The 21080-nt window shown below is 48.5% G+C and carries 17 protein-coding genes; 13 read left to right on the top strand and 4 right to left on the bottom strand.

The genetic code is table 11. The features are described from left to right. The first annotated feature begins 87 nt into the window (after positions 1-87). From ACSR9A_RS06935 to ACSR9A_RS06910, 6 genes are all read left to right on the top strand, one after another. Entirely contained in the window at positions 88-3747 is a 3660-nt protein-coding gene (locus ACSR9A_RS06935) for an NEAT domain-containing protein (protein WP_473756333.1), read from the top strand. Between the two features lie 99 nt (positions 3748-3846). After that, positions 3847-4800: a heme ABC transporter substrate-binding protein IsdE gene (gene isdE / locus ACSR9A_RS06930; protein ID WP_473756331.1), complete on the top strand. Its 954-nt coding sequence runs from the start codon at positions 3847-3849 to the stop codon at positions 4798-4800. A 60-nt stretch (positions 4801-4860) separates the two neighbouring features. Then, positions 4861-5844: a FecCD family ABC transporter permease gene (locus tag ACSR9A_RS06925; RefSeq protein WP_341279462.1), complete on the top strand. Its 984-nt coding sequence runs from the start codon at positions 4861-4863 to the stop codon at positions 5842-5844. Beyond that, the gene (locus tag ACSR9A_RS06920; protein WP_473756329.1) at positions 5834-6604 is read left to right on the top strand and encodes an ABC transporter ATP-binding protein; all 771 of its coding nucleotides are present in this window, start codon (positions 5834-5836) and stop codon (positions 6602-6604) included. Before ACSR9A_RS06925 ends, ACSR9A_RS06920 begins: the two co-directional genes overlap by 11 nt. A gap of 165 nt (positions 6605-6769) precedes the next feature. Then, positions 6770-7756, top strand: coding sequence for a Gfo/Idh/MocA family protein (locus ACSR9A_RS06915; RefSeq protein ID WP_473756327.1), 987 nt, complete (start codon positions 6770-6772; stop codon positions 7754-7756). 65 nt (positions 7757-7821) lie between these two features. Then, positions 7822-9057 carry an aminopeptidase gene (locus ACSR9A_RS06910; RefSeq protein ID WP_473756325.1) on the top strand — a complete coding sequence of 412 codons (1236 nt, stop codon included), beginning with the start codon at positions 7822-7824 and terminating at the stop codon, positions 9055-9057. A gap of 119 nt (positions 9058-9176) precedes the next feature. Here ACSR9A_RS06910 and ACSR9A_RS06905 read toward each other — a convergent pair whose 3' ends face one another. Beyond that, positions 9177-10556 carry a Glu/Leu/Phe/Val family dehydrogenase gene (locus ACSR9A_RS06905; protein ID WP_473756323.1) on the bottom strand — a complete coding sequence of 460 codons (1380 nt, stop codon included), beginning with the start codon at positions 10554-10556 and terminating at the stop codon, positions 9177-9179. A gap of 264 nt (positions 10557-10820) precedes the next feature. Between ACSR9A_RS06905 and ACSR9A_RS06900 the strand changes: the two genes are divergently transcribed. Together ACSR9A_RS06900 and ACSR9A_RS06895 are read left to right on the top strand one after the other, a co-directional pair. Then, positions 10821-11114, top strand: coding sequence for a hypothetical protein (locus ACSR9A_RS06900; protein ID WP_473756321.1), 294 nt, complete (start codon positions 10821-10823; stop codon positions 11112-11114). Positions 11115-11256: 142 nt separating this feature from the next. Then, positions 11257-11535: a YqkE family protein gene (locus ACSR9A_RS06895; RefSeq protein ID WP_341279456.1), complete on the top strand. Its 279-nt coding sequence runs from the start codon at positions 11257-11259 to the stop codon at positions 11533-11535. 22 nt (positions 11536-11557) lie between these two features. Here ACSR9A_RS06895 and ACSR9A_RS06890 read toward each other — a convergent pair whose 3' ends face one another. Next, complete coding sequence (locus ACSR9A_RS06890) at positions 11558-11767, bottom strand: hypothetical protein (protein ID WP_341279455.1); 210 nt, start codon at positions 11765-11767, stop codon at positions 11558-11560. Between the two features lie 320 nt (positions 11768-12087). On the opposite strand from ACSR9A_RS06890, the gene ACSR9A_RS06885 reads away from it, so the two are divergent. After that, complete coding sequence (locus tag ACSR9A_RS06885; RefSeq protein WP_473756320.1) at positions 12088-12915, top strand: sugar phosphate isomerase/epimerase family protein; 828 nt, start codon at positions 12088-12090, stop codon at positions 12913-12915. Positions 12916-13001: 86 nt separating this feature from the next. Here the strand turns inward: ACSR9A_RS06885 and ACSR9A_RS06880 are convergent, their stop codons facing one another. Together ACSR9A_RS06880 and ACSR9A_RS06875 are read right to left on the bottom strand one after the other, a co-directional pair. Then, positions 13002-14690, bottom strand: a complete 1689-nt coding sequence (locus ACSR9A_RS06880; protein ID WP_473756318.1) for a methyl-accepting chemotaxis protein — start codon at positions 14688-14690, stop codon at positions 13002-13004. Between the two features lie 19 nt (positions 14691-14709). Further along, positions 14710-16023: an ABC transporter substrate-binding protein gene (locus tag ACSR9A_RS06875; RefSeq protein ID WP_473756317.1), complete on the bottom strand. Its 1314-nt coding sequence runs from the start codon at positions 16021-16023 to the stop codon at positions 14710-14712. Between the two features lie 356 nt (positions 16024-16379). Here ACSR9A_RS06875 and ACSR9A_RS06870 point away from each other — a divergent pair, with 356 nt between their 5' ends. The 4 genes from ACSR9A_RS06870 to ACSR9A_RS06855 all read left to right on the top strand — a co-directional run bounded on the left by ACSR9A_RS06870 (position 16380) and on the right by ACSR9A_RS06855 (position 21038). Next, complete coding sequence (locus ACSR9A_RS06870) at positions 16380-16970, top strand: ribonuclease H-like YkuK family protein (RefSeq protein ID WP_341279450.1); 591 nt, start codon at positions 16380-16382, stop codon at positions 16968-16970. 103 nt (positions 16971-17073) lie between these two features. Next, positions 17074-17958: an ROK family protein gene (locus ACSR9A_RS06865; RefSeq protein WP_473756315.1), complete on the top strand. Its 885-nt coding sequence runs from the start codon at positions 17074-17076 to the stop codon at positions 17956-17958. Positions 17959-17983: 25 nt separating this feature from the next. Further along, a complete protein-coding gene (locus tag ACSR9A_RS06860; protein WP_473756314.1) occupies positions 17984-19462 on the top strand; it encodes a serine hydrolase domain-containing protein in 1479 nt (492 codons plus the stop codon). Positions 19463-19754: 292 nt separating this feature from the next. Then, on the top strand, positions 19755-21038 hold the full coding sequence (locus ACSR9A_RS06855) for an AAA family ATPase (RefSeq protein ID WP_473756313.1): 1284 nt from the start codon (positions 19755-19757) through the stop codon (positions 21036-21038). The last annotated feature ends 42 nt before the right edge of the window (positions 21039-21080 follow it).

Raw genomic sequence — 21080 nt, 5'->3', positions numbered from 1 at the left:
ATCAGCATGTTAGGAAATTACAGTGTCTAGTAAGCAAGACACAGAAATAGCGGAAATAAATGAACTGTTAAAAGGAGAGTAAGCAGGGTGAAAAAGCAATATACAAAAGTGGTGGCATTGCTACTCGCATTAGTGCTAATGCTGCAAGTAGCAAGCATAGGTCCAATTGCACAAGCGGCAGTTACAACGGTGCCGGATGGAGAATATCCAATAAACTTTCGTTATTTGAAAGACAACACCAATGAAACCTCGATTTTAGAATCGATGGTCGTCGTACCTAATACAGGTAAACTGATAGTGAAAGATGGCAAGGCTCAATTTGAAAATGAATTTTTTAAATATACAGCATTTCAACATTTTTCTGCACGAATGGAGGGGCAAGCAAAAGCAACAGTAAATGGTCAAACGATTACAGGCATGGATGGTTATAAAGCAGTAACGCCGACCTTGCTTGGTGATGGAACGAACCCGGATTCTGTTAAAGCGCGAATCGATATAGCTGATTTGAGCCAGCGTCAGGACATTCTGGTGCATATCGTATTACCGGCTGCAAATTATGACAGCTGGTACAATCTGCAGCTCGATTTGGATACAACAACGCTTCCTACTGGTCCAGTAGATGGCGGCGGTGACAATGGCAGCGGCAGTGAAACGGTAACACTTGAAAAGCTGAATGAGCTTTTCACAGTTACCAGATCCGTCTATGAAAGCACTTATGAAGGTACAGGAGATGGCTTCTATCCTGCTGGCTCCAAGACAAAGCTTTATAGTGCGATTCAATTAGCAGACAGTATCGCTGCATCGGCAGGTGGTAATATTGAACTGATTAAAGCGGCCTATGCCATTCTAAATGAAGCTAAAAAAGAGTATGAGTCTGGACGGATTAGCGTCAGCAAAATTGCCTTATTCCAAGCTATAACAGATGTAGGGGCATTTGCTGCTACGGTTAAAAACTCCGGAACGGCAGATAACGGAAGTGGAACAAGCATTATAAGTGATGGAGAGTATCCATATAATTATGAGCTGCGTTTGCAAAATGCCATTACTACGGCGAATGGCTGGGCTTTTAATAAGGATGCTACTCAAAAACAAGTTAATGATGCCGTACTTGCTTTGAAAAATGAGGAGACATTTGTAAAAAATAGCCGTTACGATGCGAAGGTGCTAGATCTCATTGTTCTGAACTCCCTTGCAAGCGATGCTGAAATTTCTGAGTTCGCAGGAGATTTCGCTTCACAAATTACGTTGCTGCAGGGAAAAATAAAACATACCGTTGCTAATATACCGTTTAAAGTAGCGATTGACGAGTCTGCTTTGAAAGCTTCTTTTCCATCGAGCGGAGGAGGACTTTCTACTACCATCTCCCCACCATTTTATAGAGTAAACAGCCTTTCTGATGCAGACAAAACCATCTATCAGGTGGCGGTGAGAAACGATAATGCACTCGATACTACATTCCAAGGAATTTCGTACCTGGTTTACAAAACAGATTCAGTAACAAAATCCGTCTATTTCAGCTATAACTCAGAACAGTTTAATACGTTAAACGCGACTATAGAAGAAGCCCAATTGGTACATGATCAAGCGACTGTCGGTACAGAAGCTGGTCAATACGATAACAACACCAAAGCAGCGCTTCTTACTGCTATTGAGTCTGCTACGGTGAAAGCTGAGCAATTATCGGCGACAAGACCGCAATTAATCAGTGCCAACACAACACTGGAGCAGGCAGTGACGGCATTTAAAGCATCAGCGAACCGTCAAATTAATTATGCAGCTCTACATGCAACTAATCAGGCATTCTCCAGCATGGACAGCTACTTCCTGAAACCGGCAAACGTAACTTCAGTTGATGGTTCCACCTATGTAAGCTTTACGATCAAAGATAGCAGTATCGTTACAGCATTCAAAGTTAAGGAAAACGGCGTACTAGTTGATTCTACGATTGTAAGTACAGATACAACGGCTAATACAAGAGTAGTTAAGTTCAAAGTAAATGATTTGACGGCGCTGCTGGACGCTCAGGTTCATATTTCCATGCCAACGGTTATTGATCCGAGATCAGGACAGCCTTATGAGGCGGATCATAACATTCGCTTGAGCTTTGGTACAGGTGATGCTGCAGCCTTGAAAGCGAGCATAGCTGCGGCTCAAAAATTGCACGATGAAGCTGCTGAAGGAACTGTAATCGATAAATACCCTGCAGAGGCTAAAACGAAGCTGCAAACGGCAATCAATGCCGCGAAAACTATTACAACAAATCCGATAGCGACAGAAACACAAGTAAAAGACGGAAGCACGGCTCTGGAACAAGCGGTTGTTGCGTTTAAAGCTGCAAAAGTTTTGAGCAATGGCACGTATAGCATTGTGTTGAAATCATCAGATGAAGGTATTTCTGAGCATTTGGAAGCCTCAGGAGTTTTGACGTTCAGTGGCGGAAGCAGCGTTATTAGCTTCACTCCTAAAGCGGGAGTAACGATTAAGAAGCTGAAAAATAATGCAACAGGAGCAGAAATGTTTCCTATAGGCTCGACTGGCGGAGCAAACAATGCCGCTTCGCTGACAAACGCTGTATTTTTGGCGGCCATTGTAGCTGGTACGCCTGTTAAATTCACCGTTCCAAATCTGACGGACACGTATTCACTCGTGCTTGGAGTTAGCGGAGCAGCAGCGGATGTGGAATATGCGGTTCAGTTTGCCGACATAACGAAAACAGCTGATGCTCCTGTTACCGAACTGCCGGGAACTACGGTTCCAGGTCCAGGTCAACTGGCGAATGGAAACTACTTCCTGCAATATGAAATTAAAAAATACGACACCGAAAATGAGTCCGTTATGCAGGGCTACGTAGTCTCCCCAGGATTGCTGAAAGTTTCGGGCAGCACAAAAACCTTCTATATGACGCTTACGAAGGACAAGGAAATTACAGGGCTCAAATTTAATAACAATAATGTTAGTGTCGAAAGCAGAGATACGGTAAATAACACGCGAGTTGTTTACTTCAATGTTCCGAACCTTAACAGCACGATTGACGGCTGGGTCAAAATTGATTGGCCAGAAGTGAACTATCATCACGAATATGATATTCAAATTAAGTTTAAACCTGAAACTCTTGTATCAACATCGGGTTCTGTAGCGCCTGGTGTAGGTGATGTGGCAGTCGTTGAAGAAAAGCCAGCAGCTGGCGAAGATGACCTCAATGAGCCAGTTGTAACGGACTTCAAGGATATTCAAGGCCACTGGGCTCAAGCCTCCATTGAAAAAGCGCTGGAGCTTGGTATCGTCAAAGGTTATTCCGATGGCAAATTCCGTCCGAATGGCGTTGTGACTCGCGCTGAGTTCGCTGTTCTGATCAGCCGTGCTTTGAAACTCACGGACGGATCGACAAGTGCGACATTCAATGACAGCAAGCTAATTCCAGCTTGGGCGAAGCCGCATATTGACCGTGCCGCGAAAGCAGGCTTAATCTCTGGCTATGCGAATGGAACGTTCCTTCCGAGTAGAGAAATTACCCGTTCGGAGCTGGCCTCTATTATCGTAAGAGCAGCTAAGCTCGATATTGATGAAACAAACGAGCTTAGCTTTGCAGATGCAGCCTCGATTCCGGATTGGGCGAAAAATGACATTGCCGCTGCTGCAAAAGCCGGTTATGTTCAAGGCAAAGGCGACAACAAGTTTGAGCCGCTTGCTCATGCCACAAGAGCAGAAGCATTGACGCTGATCATGAAGCTTCTGGAAACGAAATAGGCTGCTGCTAGGCTCCATACACAAGTGAAGCAAAACTGACAAGGATGCCGGGAGACCGGTATCCTTGTCATGTTCTCATGAAGGGAGTTCGATCAACGGATGAATAACGCTTTTGGCAAAATGCTTGGGCTGCTCGGATTGCTAGCACTGCTTCTACTAGCCGCCTGCTCGGCGACAGGAACGGACCCTGCAGCAGAGCAGCAGGGAGCTGGCCGCTCCGCACAGACCGAGCAAGCGGAACAGGCGAAGAATACGGCCGAGCCGGCTGCTTCTCCTGCAGCAGAGCAGCGCGTCGTATCGACGACCGTCGCGATTACGCAAATGCTTGATGCGCTTGAAGTTGAGCTTGTCGGCGTGCCAACCAGCTCAAAGACGCTGCCTGCCCGCTATGACCAAGTGACAAGGATAGGCAATCCGATGAGCCCAGATATGGAGCTCGTCAAATCGCTCAAGCCAACCGAAATATTGTCGGTGACGACGCTGGAGTATGACCTGAAGCCGGTTTTTGAAGCGGCGGGGATGCAGGCTGATTTTCTCAACCTTACGAGTGTGGAAAGCATGAATGATGCTCTTGAAAGACTGGGCGAGACGTACAATAAGCAAGCACTAGCGCAAGCCATCATCGATAAGTTCGAGCAGAAGGTTGCAGACATTCATGCAGCTACCGCTGAGAAGAAAAAGCCAAGCGTATTGATTTTGCTAGGGGTGCCTGGCAGCTATCTTGTTGCGACTGAGCATTCGTACATCGGTGATTTGGTTCGGCTTGCTGGCGGCGTCAACATTGTGCAAGGTGAAAGTGTAGAGTTTTTGGCTTCCAATACAGAATATTTGCAGCAGTCGAATCCGGATGTAATCCTGCGTGCGGCCCATGGCATGCCGGAGGAAGTTGTGAAAATGTTCGATAAGGAATTCCAGAAAAACGATATTTGGAAGCATTTCAGCGCCGTACAAAACGGCCGAGTATATGATTTGGAAGAAGCATTATTCGGAACGACGGGTAATTTATACGCTGTAGATGCTATCGACACTTTGATGGGCATGCTCTACCCATAAGTGAATATTGCTTAGCTTGATGCGGCTCGGCTCGGGAACTTTTTATAAAGGACGTTGGTCATGATTAAAAAGGTAGGCAGTTTTGTTGTTGTTATCGCTTTGCTGGTGGCTGCTATTATTTATTCGGCGATGACTGGGAGTATTAAAGTAGGCATTTTGGATTTGGTGCAGGGGTTATTTTCAGGAACGAACGATCAGGTTGAGGTTATAAAAGATTTGCGATTCCCGCGTATCCTTGTCTCCCTGCTTACAGGAGCAGCGCTTGCCGTTTCCGGCGTGCTGCTTCAGGCCGTGATGAAAAATCCGCTCGCAGATGCTGGCGTGATTGGGATTTCATCGGGCGCAGGGCTAGTATCGCTAACCGTTGTGACGATTTTTCCAGGGCTGTTTTTCTGGATGCCGCTGTTTTCCTTTTTCGGTGGTGCACTAGCCTGCTACCTCGTTTATGCGCTGTCGTGGAAGTCGGGACTTAGCCCACTGCGGCTCATTCTCGTCGGGATTGCGATTAATGCGACATTTACGGGGCTCGGGCAATCGTTTAATTATCGCGGCAGCTACGCGGTTACGAGTGTCAATCAGGCGATTTCATCGATTTTCACCATGAAGACATGGACGGATGTGCAAATTATCGGGCTGTATGGCCTCATTGGCCTGCTGCTTTCCTTGCTGCTAAGTTCATGGTGCAACATGCTCAGCTTACAGGATAAAACGGCGAAAAATCTCGGGCTGCGGGTAACGCGTGCGCGGCTGCTGATCTCGGTCGTCGCGGTGCTGCTCGCATCTGTAGCAACGGCCATTGGCGGCTTAATTGCTTTCGTCGGCCTGCTCGTTCCGCATATTGCGCGTACCTTGGTTGGCTCCGATCATAAGGTGTTGATTCCGTTTTCGGCACTGGGCGGCGCCCTGCTGATTTTAGCTGCGGATACACTCGGACGGACGGTGCTCGCACCGACGGAAATTCCGGCTTCGATCATTATGACGATTATCGGCGGGCCATTCCTCATCTTTATGCTTAGAAGGAGTGAGCGCGTGTATGGAAATTAAACAGGTGACGTTCTCCTATGACAAAAAGACTGATCAGCTTAAAAACATTAGCGATAAAATTGAAACGGGAAAAATAACGACGATTATTGGCCCGAATGGCTGCGGCAAGTCGACGCTGCTCGGTATATTATCGCAAAACTATGCGCCCGCTCACGGGGAGGTGCTGCTTGATGGCAAGTCGCTCGCCCAAATCAAGCCAAAGGAGCTTGCTAAAAAGCTTGCGGTCGTGCATCAGCAAAATGAGGCGCCTTATGATCTAACGGTGGAGCGGCTCGTCAGCTATGGTCGGCTGCCGCATCGCAGCTTCCTCGGACAGGCAAGTGAGGAGGACGAGAAGGCGATTGAAGAGGCGCTTGACTCGACCAACCTGCAGCAGAAGCGAAGCCAGCGGCTCAATCAGCTTTCTGGCGGCGAGAAGCAGCGGGTATGGATTGCGATGGCATTGGCGCAACAAACGCCGATCTTGTTTCTGGATGAGCCGACGACCTTCCTCGATATGTATTACCAGATTGAAATACTGGAGCTGGTAAAGGCATTAAATCGGGAGCATGACATGACTATCGTCATGGTACTCCATGACATTAATCAAGCCATTCGCTACAGCGACCGGATTATCGTGATGAAAGCGGGCGAAATTGTAGCGAGTGGTACGCCGGAGGCCGTGATTACGAAGGAGATCGTAAAAGAAACGTATCAGGTTGATGTTATGCTTAAGCAAGAAAGCGATACGGGGCTGTATGTCGTACCGATCGGTATTTGAGCTCGTGATTGAAAGGCAAAGCCGAGGCGCAGGCTGGATGCCACACTTTAGAAAGTCGACAGTTCGTGCAGATGGATGCGCGGGCAGTCGGCTTTTATTTTTTTTCGCTGGCTGTAGTGGTAGAATAAGAGGAATAAATCGAGAAGAGATAGTGAGGAAAAGCTGATGATACGTTTTGGCATAATTGGCACCAATAAAATTACAGATTCTTTTATTGAAGCGGCACGCGGGCTGGAGGACTTTGCTTTAGCGGCCGTGTATTCGCGAACGTCTGAGCGGGCAGCTGAATTTGCGAGCAAATATAAGGTTCCGCATACGTTCACAGATTTGGAGGAAATGGCAAAGAGCGATCAGGTGGACGCTGTGTATATCGCAAGTCCCACCTCGCATCATGCTCAGCATGCGATCACCTGTATGAAGCATGGCAAGCATGTGCTTGTCGAGAAGCCAATTGCTTCAAATGCCAGGGAAATGCGGGAAATGATTGCGACGGCGAAAGAAAATAATGTGCTGCTTATGGAGGCAATGAAATCGACGTTTGTGCCGAATTTCGCAGTTATTCGCGAGCAGCTGCCTAAGCTGGGAGCCATTCGGGGTTATTTTGCAGCCTATTGTCAATATTCTTCGCGTTATGATGCGTACAAGGAAGGAAATATCATGAACGCGTTTAAGCCGGAATTTTCGAATGGCTCGCTGATGGACATTGGCATTTACAGCGTTTACCCGCTGGTCTCATTGTTCGGCAAGCCGAATAAGGTAAAAGCAAGTGCCGTTATGCTGGAGTCTGGTGTGGACGGCAAGGGCAGTCTGCTGCTGCAATATGATGGAATGGATGCGGCCGTGCTGCACTCCAAAATTTCTAATTCCCAGCTTCCAGCAGAAATTCAAGGCGAAGCGGGCAATATGATTATTGAAAATATTAGCTATCCGAATCAGGTGCGCATCGAATACCGCAATGGCGATGTGGAGGAGCTGACGGTGCCGCAGGCAGAGAATGTGATGGTGTATGAGGCTGAGGCGTTTATTCGGCTCATTCAAAGCGGCCAGCATGAATCAGACATTAATTCGCTTGCGAACTCGCTTGCTGTACTTGAGGTGCTGGATGAGGCGCGCAGCCAGATCGGGCTTGTTTTCCCTGCAGATCGGCTATAATATGGATGTAAGGAAGTAAATGGATTGCGGCAAGATCTATTTTATAGAGATAAAGGAGACTTGGAATGAGCGATACATTAGCTGTTCAATTGGAGAAATACGCTGAGATTATTGTGAAAATAGGTGTGAATGTCCAGCAGGGGCAGGCGGTATTCGTAACGGGAGCGATTGAGGCAGCGCCTCTAGTGCGTCTCGTCGCAGAGAAGGCTTATGCAGCTGGAGCAAGCAATGTACATATTGATTGGACAGATGACCAGTTATCCCGATTGAAATATGAAAAAGCGGGCGCTGAAATTTTCGAGCATTTCCCGCAATGGGAAACGGCGAAGCGCCAGGAGTTTGTTGATAAGGGCGCCGCCTTTATTTCAATCGTATCCTCCAGCCCAGATTTGCTGAAGGGTGTCGACACGCAGCGTATTTCCAACTACCAGAAGGCGGCTGGAGCAGGGTTGAAGGAATTCCGCAGAGCGATTCAAGCGGACAAAGTGAGCTGGACGGTCGTTGCGGCAGCCGCCAAGGACTGGGCAAAGAAAGTGTTCCCGGAGGCTGAGGGCGAGCAAGCAGTCGCGCTGCTATGGGAAGCGATCTTTAAAGCGGTGCGCCTGCATGCAGAAGATCCGGTTGCGGCTTGGCAGGAGCATAACAGAGCGCTTGGAAGCAAGGGAGAGGCGCTGAACAGCTATCATTTTAAAAAGCTGCATTACACCGCTCCGGGCACAGATTTGACCATTGAGCTGCATGACAAGCATCTATGGGTCGCTGCCGGCAGCGAGAACGAGCAAAACGTTCCGTTTATGGCGAATATGCCGACGGAAGAAGTATTCACAGTGCCGCTGAAAACGGGCGTTAATGGCTATGTATCGAGCACAAAGCCGCTCAGCTACGGTGGCAACATCATCGACCGCTTTAAGCTGACCTTCGAGAACGGCCGTATTGTGAAGGCCGAGGCGGAGGAAGGCGAAGCGATTTTGCAAAAGCTGATTGATACGGATGAGGGTGCGCGTTATTTGGGAGAGGTTGCGCTGGTGCCGCACCATTCCCCAATATCGGAGTCCAACATCTTGTTCTATAATACGCTGTTTGACGAAAATGCTTCGAACCACTTGGCCATCGGCAGCGGCTATGCCTTCAATATTGAAGGCGGCAAGAAGATGTCGCCAGAGGAGCTGGAAGCAAACGGCGTTAATGCGAGCCTGACCCATAATGATTTCATGATCGGCTCTGCCGATATGGATATTGATGGCATTCAAGCCGACGGCACCGTCGTTCCTGTATTCCGTAAAGGCAACTGGGCGTTTTAAGATGTGAAAAATAAGCATGAAAAAACAGGCTCGGAGCTGCACGATGCAGCTTCGGGCCTGTTTTTCGTTGTTCTGCCTGATTCGTGTATGATAACGGCTAGGTTCCCCCGGCCAAGTCTCTAATATAGCTTGCCTTGGCGGTACAGAACCGTTGACAGCTTCATCACCGAATGATTATAGCAATTTTGCCGCAGCGTGTAAGTGGCGCTGAAGAAGGAAGGCAAAATGGAGCCGAGTGTGCTTTGCATTTTCTCAAACAGCATGCGATGCACCTGCTCTTCCGTCAAATATTGCGTTTCACGGCCTTGAAGCCACTCGAAATAAGAGACGATAACGCCGCCGGCATTGGCAAGAATATCGGGTATAATAATAACGCCGTTCTCGGAAAGCTTCTGGTCGGCTTCGCCGGTTATTGGCGCATTTGCCCCTTCGACGATGATCTTGGCTTTCACTTTAGCTACGTTATCCTGGCGTACCTGTTCCTCTAGCGCGGCCAGCACGAGCACATCGACATCCAGATACAGCACTTCCTCACGTTCCAAAATGTCTGCTTTGAGCTCAAGCTCTGCGAGCTCTTCCTTCGTCTTAGGCAAATCGCCTTGATGGCGATTGGCGTAGTCAATTAGTGCCGGAATTGATAAGCCGTCGGCATTGTAAAGCGTTACATTGCGGTCGCTGACCGCCACGACCTTATTGTTGAGATAGGTACATTTATGCGCTTCCAATGCTACGATGGAGCCAACATTACCGAAGCCTTGAACGGCGATGGACAGCGATTTTTCCGCTTGGGCGAGAACATTTTCAGCAAATGGATTAGAGCTGTTGGTCAAATAGCCGCGATGCACTTTAATAAAATCATGCAGCATATAGCGGAAGGTGAAATAAACGCCCTTGCCAGTCGCTTCCCGGCGTCCTAAGGAGCCGCCGTTAATGACGCTTTTTCCAGTAAAGCTGCCGAGATAGGGCTTGCCGGGATGAATATTTTTATATTCGGCCATCATCCAGTCCATCTCGCGTTCACCAGTCCCCATGTCGGGTGCGGGAATATCCTTTTCCGGACCGAGAATATCGGTAAAATATTGGACATATTTTTTGCATATAATGTATAGCTCTTTGGCTGAATAGTTGCGCGGATTAATACCGACGCCGCCCTTGCCGCCGCCGAAAGGAACGTCGTGAAGCGCATTTTTGAGCGTCATCAAGGCTGCCAGATTGGTAACCTCTTCTTCATTTACGGATTCGTGGAAGCGAATGCCGCCTTTGTATGGTCCAAGTGTATCGTTATGCTGGATGCGATAGGCGGGTATACGAACGACGTCGCCATCATCCATCGTAATGCGTAAAAAGGCTTTATTCACCTTGTTTGGCGTGGATAAAATAGCAGCTAAAGAGAGGAAAGCCTGATCGCGATGCTTTCCTTGTAAATCGGACAAAAAGGTGGGGTCACCTGATAATGCATGCAACGATTGCTGAACGATTGTGCCAGTTTGGTTTGCCATGTTTAATCGACCTCCAGTATGGGTAACGAAGATTGTAGTACATGGAGCCGGAGAGGGCACCTACATCATTTTAACATAGCAAGAAGACTAATCCAAAATGGAATATAGGTATTTCGTAATGAATACTGAGTTTTTTAGTTATTTAGACCTATATGACAAATGGAAAATAATCCAAAAGTATGTTGAAATATGTCGCTTTCCTCGTTAACATGTACAGAGCAAGAGAAAATATCATTAGATAAATAGAGGGAGAAGTGAAAGGTCATGGAACAACAATATCAAAATCAGAATGGCTACCAACAACAAAACCATTTGGCAGAGCCGGTAAGCTTTAAAGAGTGGATGATTACTATTCTGCTTTGCGCTATTCCACTCGTGAACATTATTATGCTGTTCATTTGGGCTTTTGGAGGCAATACAAAAATCAGCAAGTCAAACTATGCCAAGGCTTCATTGTTATGGGCTGCTATTGGTATCGTTTTATACATTTTGTTCTTCTTAGTATTCGGTGCTGCTCTAATTGCAGGCATTTCCGAAATGGAAAACTACTCTTACTAATATTTACAGCAGCCTGCGTCAAGCAGGTAAACAAATGGCGCTCCAACCCGCTGCCATGCGGCGAGGGGCGTCTTTCATTTTGCCCAAATCATGCTATAATAAACGACAATGAAATTCTACCATGGAAATAGAGGTGTTACGGATGGCGAAAAAAAATCGGCAGGCAGCAACGCAAGCGAGCAAGCCGAAAGCGGCCGCGGCAGATAGCCAGCAGGCGACCTTGAAGGATTTGCTGAGTGCTGATGTGCTGAGCAAGCTCAAGGAGCAGTCGAATGCGCTGAAGGCAGCGGAGGAGCAGAAGAAGCAGGATGCCGCCCAGAAGGCGGATGAAGCGCGGAAGCAGGAGCAGAAGCGGCTGGAAAACGATATGGAGTATTTGCTCAATAACAGCAAGCCGGGCGACTGGAAAAAATACAAATAAAGACGTATAGCGCGTTTGCTTGTTAGGCGCAATAAATACAAAAGGAATCATCGCTTCTGCCTGCGTGATTCCTTTTGTGCTTCGTATGCAGTTTATTTACTCGCTCTTGCAGAGTAGGGGTTTTTCGTTCGCCAGGCTTCACGCCATTCCAGCTTCCCCGCAGCTGCTCGGGATTCATTAAGCCTCGTTGTGCGAGCTTCTGTCTTGCTTTCTTCGCTGTGCTCATTGCCATAATCGTATGCCTCCTGTTTGCTGCTATGTGGTGCCCGATGCTTCAAAGCACTTGCTTCTATTATATGCTGAAAAACGTGCTTAGGAAAGTGTCGGCTTCTGGCAATTGACAGACTTTGCAGGCTGCGTTAAAGTCAATAGGCGAGCTTGAAAAGTAAGCGTCATCATATTGGACGGGCTAGCCGTCAAAAATCAGGTAAAAATGTTCAATTAACCGTTATATTAGGCTGCTTAGCGCCTGTACATCGGTTTGTTTCGTTATACTGAATTGAGGCGCAATTACATCCTCTTGTTGTTGCGAAAAAAGAAAGGGTGAAGGAAATGTCCGTAGGCGTATTGGCACATTTATTTGAGAGCTTGTCTTACCGGGAGCTGGCTGAGAAGGTGGGCGCTGCCGGATTTGGCCATATCCAGCTGGCGATGTGGAAGGCTATTAATGATGTCGATTTTAATAAACCGGGCAAGCTGACTCCAGGGCTCGCGATGTCGATAGCGGAGGAGCTTCGCAAACAAGGCGTGTCGATCTCCGTGCTTGGCTGTTATTTGCATTTCTTTGAGCGCGATGAGCAGAAGCTTCGCGAAAATATAGAACGGTTTAAGGAGCTGATTCGCTACGCACGTTTGCTCGGCGCGCCTATGGTTGCTTTTGAGACGGGAACCCATCCGGATGGCGTTTATACCGAGCAGGACTGGAAGACGCTAAAATCGACGGTTCAGGAGCTTATAGAGGAAGCGGAAAAATGGGGCGTATTCATTGGCATCGAGGCAGCCAGCGGTCATTTGATTGGCACGGCGGCGGAGCTGCATGCTTTTCTGCAACAGATCCCGTCCTCGCATGTTGGCGTCGTAATCGATCCGGGCAATTTGCTCACGACAGAAAACTTTGCCCGTCAGGATGAAGTCATTGAAGAAGCGTTTGCCCTGCTTGGCGACCGAATCATAGGCGCTCATGCGAAGGATCGTAAACCCGATGCGAATGGAGAGCTGCAGACGGTTCCGGCGGGCTATGGCGAAATGAATTACAGCCTTTATATGCGCTTGCTTAATAAGTACAAGCCGGGCGTTCATATTATTATGGAGACGGCGAGCGAGGAGCAAATGGCGTTTTCCAAAAGCTATATTGAGCGCATTCGTTCAGAATACGCATAGAGGTCGGTTTAATAAAAAAGGTTGAATTGGGCTTCCGTCCAATTCAACCTTTTTTCATGCGTTTATTGATTTCCTAAATTAAACCTCTATAGCTTAACATCCTTAACAAATTGCAGCAGCTCTTCTGACATTTTAGCCAGCGCTTGGGACGAGGAGGTTATTTCCTCCATCGTAGCCAGCTGCTGCTCGGTTGCGGCCGATACGCTTATGGCGCCGGAGGACGTTTCTTCTGCAACCTCGGCTACCCCTTGCAGGGACGCCGCCAGCTTATTCGTATCCTCGGACATTTGCTGCGAGGCTTCGGATACGGAGTGGATTTGCAAGGTCACGGAATTTACGGCTTGCTTAATGTTGTTAAAGGACTCACCAGCAGCAGATACCGCAGCAATACCTGCTTGTACGACCTCCTTGCCGTCATGAACGGATTGGACGGTACGCTCGGTATCCGACTGAATGGAGCGGACCAGCACTGCAATTTGCTGGCTGGACTGGGTCGACTGCTCAGCCAGCTTGCGAACCTCTGCGGAGACGACAGCAAAGCCGCGTCCTGCTTCTCCCGCGCGTGCAGCTTCAATCGCGGCGTTAAGCGCCAGCAGATTCGTCTGCTGGGCAATACCAGCGATTACCTCTACGATTTTGCCAATTTCATCGGAGCGTGAGCCTAAAATGCTAACGTCCTCCGCAATATTTTGTACCGTGGACTGAATATGGCCCATTTGCTCGACAGCGGATTGCACCGCGACCGTTCCATCTACAGCAGTCTGAGCGGCTGCCCGCGATTTTTCCGAAACCTGAAGGGCGCTCGCCGCAATGCCGCTCGCTTCCACTGACATATTGTTTACAAAAGCTACGCTCTCCTGAACGACTCTAATTTGCTGCTCGGAGCCGCCAGCTACCTGCTCAATAATTTCAACGACCTGCTCGGTTGCTTTAGTCGTCTGTTCAGCCCCGGCAGTTAACTGCTCGGACGAGGCTGCAACTTGCAGCGCATTTTGTGATACTTGCTCAATTAGATTGCGCAAATTTTGCGACATGGCATTAAAGGATGCAGCTAAAACACCTAATTCATCGCGATTTTTCACCTTAACGGCTTCACTTGTCAAATCCCCATTCGCAATACGTTCAGCGACGGCAGTAATTCGAACAATGGGCACCGTAATCATCCGGCTAATGAAATAAGCAATAGCTATCCCGGCCACAATCGAAATTAATGAAATAATGAGAACCATCAGCCGGGTGCTGGCCACTTTGGCCGACGTTTCTTCCGAGCTTAGACGGAGCACCTCTTCTTGCTCCAGAACGAAGCGATCCGCTGTTTCCATAAACTTGCTGATAATCGGTTCGTTTTTGGCGGCGAGGCGCATATAATCCTCTACTTTATTTTGTTTCTTGAATTCAATCATTTCCTCGGCATTGCTCGTATAGCTTTGTTGGAGCAAATCGAGTCCTTGCAGCAGCAGCCAGTCATTTGAATCGTTTGTCATGCCTTGCAGCTGCTGACTGACTTCATTATAACGGCGAACGGAATCACGGTAGGCATCGATTTCCGCCTCGTCATTCATCAGAAGATAGCCTGTAATGCTCAAGTTTTCATTTTTAATAGAGAGACTTAAATCTTTGACCAGACTGACACTATGGGCGCGTTCTTGCAGCAGCTTCTGATAGGTGCTGTTAATCGAGCCAATTTCCACATAGTTAAGGGAGGCGATAACAATGAGCAGCAGCAGAATCGAGAAAAAGCCGCCGTAAAGCTTTTTACTAATCGTTAGTTTCATCAGTTATTGTCCTTTCCGCCTAAGAAGCGGCATCTGCGAAAATTTCGTTCGCACCGTCCCGGAATTGTTTTGCGGCTTCAACCGGCGTAATTTGCCCAAGCAGCGTTTGATTTCTGATTTTGGTGAACAATGTGTTGATGCTGGTCGAAGTTAGGGGAACAGGCGGATCAAGCGGACTAGAATTTTTCTCAACTTCATCCATATAAATATACTGCTCTTTATCGGCTTCTTTCATCGTACTGAGCAGATGCTCGCGTACCTTAGCTGTGGCGGGAACACCGCGCTCGCCAAGCAAAATATCATTCGCTTCAAAGTTGTTGAAGAAAAAGTCAACGAACAAAGCCGCTTCATCCTGCAGCTTCGTATAGGCAGAGATCGAGAAATACATCGAAGGCTTAACGTAGTTTCCTTCAGAGCCGCCTTTAAAGGCTGGAAGCGGCAGCAGCTTTAATGCTGTGCCTGACAGATCCGTAAAGGAGACGACGTTATTGCTCGTCAGCCTATGGAAAGCAGCAAGCTGATTGACGAGAAGCGAATCCTTGTCAGCTGAGCGGTCTTTGAGAGTTGCTGCGCTTGCCATTAGGCCGTCATCAATAAGCATTTTCTCCAATGTGAAGAAGTCGGATAAATATTCATCCTTATCATAGCCAAGCGAGCTGCCGTCCTGGGAATAGTAGCTTGCTCCCCGCTGTCTGAGGTAATAGGAAAAGTCGAGCGACTCCGTACCGATCGGGACAAAGTTAGGGTCACTGATTTTTTCCTTAAGGTCGCGGGCTGTTTGAATGAAATCTTCATACGTATAGCCTGCTTCTGGAACAGGAATGCCAGCTTTCTCGAATATTTCCGGATTGTACATCATGCTTAAGGCATTTATGCCGGTAACGACGCCGTAAAGCTTGTCGTCTATCGTGCCTGTCGTGCGCGAGCTTGCGTCCAGATCGGAAAGATCAAGCTTGCCGGAGGCAGCCAAATCATCCAGCGGCAAAATCAGCTTGCGCTTGGCATACTCATCAATATATTTGTAATCCATTTGAATGACATCAGGGAAGTCTTGATCAGCTGCTGTCATAGCGAGCAGCGTCCAATAATCAGCATTTGGTGCATCTACCGGTTCAATTTTTATGTTTGGATATTGCTTTTCAAATAAATCAATGACTTTAAGCGTTCTTTCACGCCTCCCGTCATTGCCCCACCAATAAACCTTAAGCGTTTTTTGCCCATTTTCTGTTGCTGCAGACTCTGTGGTAGCAGCTTTGGTTGAGCAGCCAGTAGCGATTAGAGCTACAATGATGACAGTAAGAATGCTGAATCGGATTTTAAGAGCTGTCTTCACTTATTTCCCCCTTGCGGCTTTTTTTGCCATTTATATATGGTTAACTACTTATTATATCGGATTTACAATTTTTTTAATTAGAGCTGACATGTCCAATTTTATTGAACGGATGGCGAATACTATTTTGCGGCACTGTTTGCATAGGTATTAAAAGGAGCCCGGGTATCGAAGTCGGGGGACGGCAACGAAGTGGAGCGCCTGCCAGCGGGCGAAATTTATTTAAATATAAGCATGTATAAGTTCTCCCCTTATAATGGGCTTATATTTCACCCTCGAAACGGAAGCTTTGCCGCCAGAGGACGGCTTTCGGCCGTTTCACCTTATCACACGGGGAGGAATTTGCGATCGTATCCATAGTGGGAAGCAATCAGCAGCTGATTATACCAGAGGGATTATCGTTCCAAAATGTGACCGAGAGCCGCTTAACCTTTCAGGATGTGAGTGAGCGGATTTGCAGCTTTATTGCTGGAGATGTGCATGCTTCGTATCATTTTGTAGTGGGGACGGACAGTCAAGTATTTCGGGGGTATACGAAGTTTGTTACGGGGGTTGTCATTCGCAGAATTGGAAAAGGGGCCTGGGCCTGCTACCGCCAAACGGTTGTTCCCAGGGAAATGATGAAGCTCAGAGAAAAGCTGACGCTCGAGACGGTATTGTCGCAGGAGGTTGCTTATTATTTCATGGATGGCGTGCTGCAGCGAATGGAGGATTTGCTGCTGCCCTATGTGTATCAAGGGGCATCACTGGCGCATTTCATTGATATCGATGCCGGAACGGTGCCTTCTGTTAATGAAACCTCGCTTTATGTACAGGAGATGGTAGAGCGGGTGCAGGGAATGGGAACCTATGCTGCGCGCGTCAAGCCGGATTCTTATGCCGCTTCCTCCTATGCCAACCGTTTTACGAAAAAGGCGGTTCCCCGCTACAAGCGCAGGAGTCTGTTCTGAAGCAGCTAGACATCAGGCAGGCTTTCTTGCATATACGGTGGCACTTAGCTGCCCAGCATGGTATATTTCTGTTAGATCATAGGAATAGAAAGCAGGGATTATCGTGCGTATTGGGGCAATTGAGGCAGGCGGTACAAAATTTGTGTGTGGCGTTGGCAATGAGCATGGTGTCATTGAGGATCGCGTAAGCTTTCCGACGGAAAAACCAGAAATAACGATGGCGAATGTAGTCGACTATTTCAAGGACAAGCAGGTCGAGGCTATTGGCGTCGGCACATTCGGTCCGATTAATATTGATAAATCCAGCCCGCAATATGGGTTTGTTACGACAACGCCTAAACCGGGCTGGGGGAATTTCGATTTTCTTGGCGCATTGAAAGCTCACTATGATGTGCCTTATGGCTGGGATACGGATGTTAACGCTGCTGCTTATGGAGAAGCGGTGTGGGGTGCTGCTAAAGGATTGGATAGCTGCATTTATTATACGATTGGTACTGGCGTAGGCGTAGGCGTTTATTCGGAGGGCAAGCTGGTCCACGGACTTGTGCACCCGGAGGGCGGACATATTTTGACCCGCCGTCATCCTGAGGATACGTATGATGGCTTCTGTCCTTATCATGGCGACTGTCTGGAAGGCGTAGCGGCAGGTCCTGCTATTGAGAAGCGCTGGGGCGTGAAGGCAGTAGAGCTTCCACCGGAGCATAAGGCGTGGGAGATGGAAGCTTTTTATATCGCACAGGCTGTAGCGGGCAGCATTTTGCTGCTGTCGCCTCGCAAAATCATTTTGGGCGGCGGCGTTATGCATCAATTGCAGCTGTTCCCGCTTATTCACGCCGAAGTGAAACGTGCCTTGAATGGTTACGTGCAGGCAGCGGAAATATTGAACAACATTGAAGACTATATCGTATCGCCAGGACTAGGTGATAATGCAGGACTATCCGGTTCGCTTGCGCTTGGGCTTGACGCTTTGACAAATAGCCGGAAATAATCAGTCCTTTATAGAGGAGACGACAATGCAGAAACCCTATGAATTACCTCGTGCAACACCGGAAAGTCAGGGAATAAGCTCGGCAGCTATTCGTTCTTTTTTGGCAGGCATTGCAGATAATCATTTGGATCTGCATGGCTTGATGCTGATTCGGCATGGGCATGTCGTAGCCGAAGGCTGGTGGACGCCCTATCAGGCGGATCGGCAGCACATCGCTTATTCGTTGACTAAAAGCTTGAGTTCAATGGCGATTGGTTTCGCGGTGGAAGAAGGTCTGCTTTCCGTGGAGGATGCGGTGCTGGACTATTTTCCCGAGGAAGCGACCGAGGAGGTCAAAGCCAATATGGGCGGGCTTAAAATTCGCCACTTGCTTACGATGTCCACCGGACATACGAAGGACACGGCACGCTTTGATATGTTCCAATCCTGGTTGTCTGATCATGTCACTCCCAAGGTAGGCGATCGAGCCGACCGCAATTGGATAAAAGGATTTTTCGAGCAGCCGATTGAGCGTGAGCCAGGCTCGTTTTTCCTCTACAACAGTGGGGCAAGCCATATGCTGTCAGCTCTTGTACAGCGGGTGAGCGGCCATGATCTGCCGAACTATTTAATGCCGCGGCTGTTCGAGCCGCTGGGTATTGATCGTCCAGTATGGGATGCGGCGCCTAACGGAGAAGCTACTGGGGGCTGGGGAGCCAGGCTGAAAACTGGAGACTGGGCGCGTTTTGGCCAAATGCTGCTGGATAAAGGTATGTTTAACGGCAAGCGCATTATTTCCGCCGAATGGATTGAGCAGGCGACTGCCAAGCAGATGGACAACATCAATCATGGCGACGTCGTAACAGGCTCCGGCACGGATTGGCAGCAGGGCTATGGCTATCAATTTTGGCAGTGCAGACATGGCGCCTATAGAGGCGATGGGGCTTTCGGTCAATTTTGCGTCGTCCTGCCGGGGCAGGATGCCGTCATTGCCATCAACAGCGGCGTGCAGGACATGCAGCTAGTGATGGACATGATGTGGGAGCATCTGCTGCCAGCCATGCTGCCAAACTCGCTGCCAGAGAATGAAGCCGAGCTTGCGGGCTTGCGGGAGAAGCTGGGCAGCCTAGTCCTTCTAGAGCGCACTGCGCAGCCGCGCCCTCTGTTTGCCGAGGGGACGATTCATTATAAGGTGGAGCAAAACGAGGATGAGGTCACGGAGCTCAGCCTGATATTTGGCAGAGAAGTGACAACTTTATTGTGGAGCGATGCGGCAGGGATGCATCGTCTGGACTCTGGTCATCAAGAATGGTATTATGGCAATGAGCTGGCCAATGAAGCCGCAGCAGCCCGCGCGACCTGGCTGAGCAGTGATACGCTGGTTTTCGATATTTGCCGCGTCTTTACGCCTTATCATGACGAGGTTATTTGCACATTCAGCGGCAATCGTATTACAATCGCCTACAAGCATTTTGATTTTGTAACCCGGCATGGCGAGCTTGCTGGCGAGCGGCTTTCAAACTAGCATTTGACAACTATTCTATTAAACTTGAAGCTGCGGAGAAAGGAGGCCTTTGGTCATGAAGCGTTTGTGTCATAGCCTTATAATGTCCATGGGCCTCTACGGGCCGTTTTAAGCATAAGCATGAAGAGGATATGGCTTATTTATTATAGGCCGCTGCCGCAGGCAGCTTCTCTTCATATGCAGAAGGACCGTAGGCTGATGGCTTGCGGTCTTTTTTTGTCCAAATATAGAAACGGGTGTGGCGGACAAGCCCGGTCGTAATTCCTATTTTAAAGGAGATAATGCCCCATTTATGATTACCAAAACGTATAAACCTTATATTTTCAAAGCAGAAGCAGGCCAACCCACCGATGATTATTTCAATTATGCAACGGCCGTCCAAACGATTAAGAGCATGCTTGAGGAAGCCTTCGGCTCACCTATGCAGCTGTACATGCAGGATGACGGGGACGATGTGTGGGACTGGGTTTCGGATGATCTCGCGAGTGGATACGAAGGTGTAAAGCGGGAGGCTGCTATATACGACTTGGTGGAGGATCGCTCATTTCGCTTTGAGGATTCGAAGTCTGAAGCCAATTACCGGATCAATCCTTCGCTGCGCAATAATGTCATTTCTTATCCCGAATATGAGGTAGCGTTCGCCCGTATTCCTTTTTTGCGCCAGTATGGCCTGAACACGGAAGATATTATTTTTGCGAAAAATGATGAGACGATGCGTGCTTTTCTCGAAGCGATGCAGGCAAGGCAGCTTAGTGAGCGGCGCGTGACTATTTTTACTGATACGAAGGAAGGGTTTGAGCGCAGCAAGGAGCAAATCACGCGTATGGTAGAACGCGACGAGGTGATGATGAGCGATTCCTTGAAGCAGCAAATTTACCGTTCCATCGATGAGTTTTTCTCCCGGGATCGCGAGTTTTTCCAAACCTATAACGTACCGTATAAAAGAGGTATCCTCCTGTATGGCAAGCCGGGGAATGGCAAGACGACGCTTGTAAAATCAATCGCAGGCAGCGTAGAAGCTCCCGTCGCCTACTGGCAAATTACGGAGTATACGACGAGCGATTCGATTCAACAGGTGTTTTCCGCTGCGATGAAAATGGCGCCGATGATTCTCGTGATTGAGGATATTGATTCGATGCCAGAGTCGGCACGCTCCTTCTTTCTGAATACGCTCGACGGGGCAACATCCCGTGAAGGGCTGTTTCTAATCGGCACGACGAATTATCCAGAAAAAATCGATCCGGCGCTCATGAACCGCGCGGGCCGCTTCGACCGTGCTTATGAGATGAAGCTGCCGGATAAAGAGCTGCGGCTCGCCTACTTGCAGCGCAAAGGGTTCGGAAGACTGGCAGAGGAAGCGGATGGACTTATGGAGGACGCAGCGTTATTTACCGAGGGTTTCTCGTTTGCCCAGCTAAATGAGCTGTATGTGTCCGCGGCGCTTCAGAAGCACTACGAGCAAACTGTAGATTTGAAGCGGGTCATTGAAGAGCTGAAAACAGACTTTGACAAGGACCGCCGCGGAGTATGGATGGCAGACAAGGGACAAAAGCCGGTAGGCTTTCAAACGCGTTAAGCGTGCCTCGCACCTAACTAATATAATCGGATGGCGGCAAAG

Source organism: Paenibacillus sp. R-74696 (assembly GCF_055814915.1).
The sequence above is the reverse complement of the archived record's forward strand: the minus strand, read 5'-3'. Positions and strand labels throughout refer to the sequence as shown.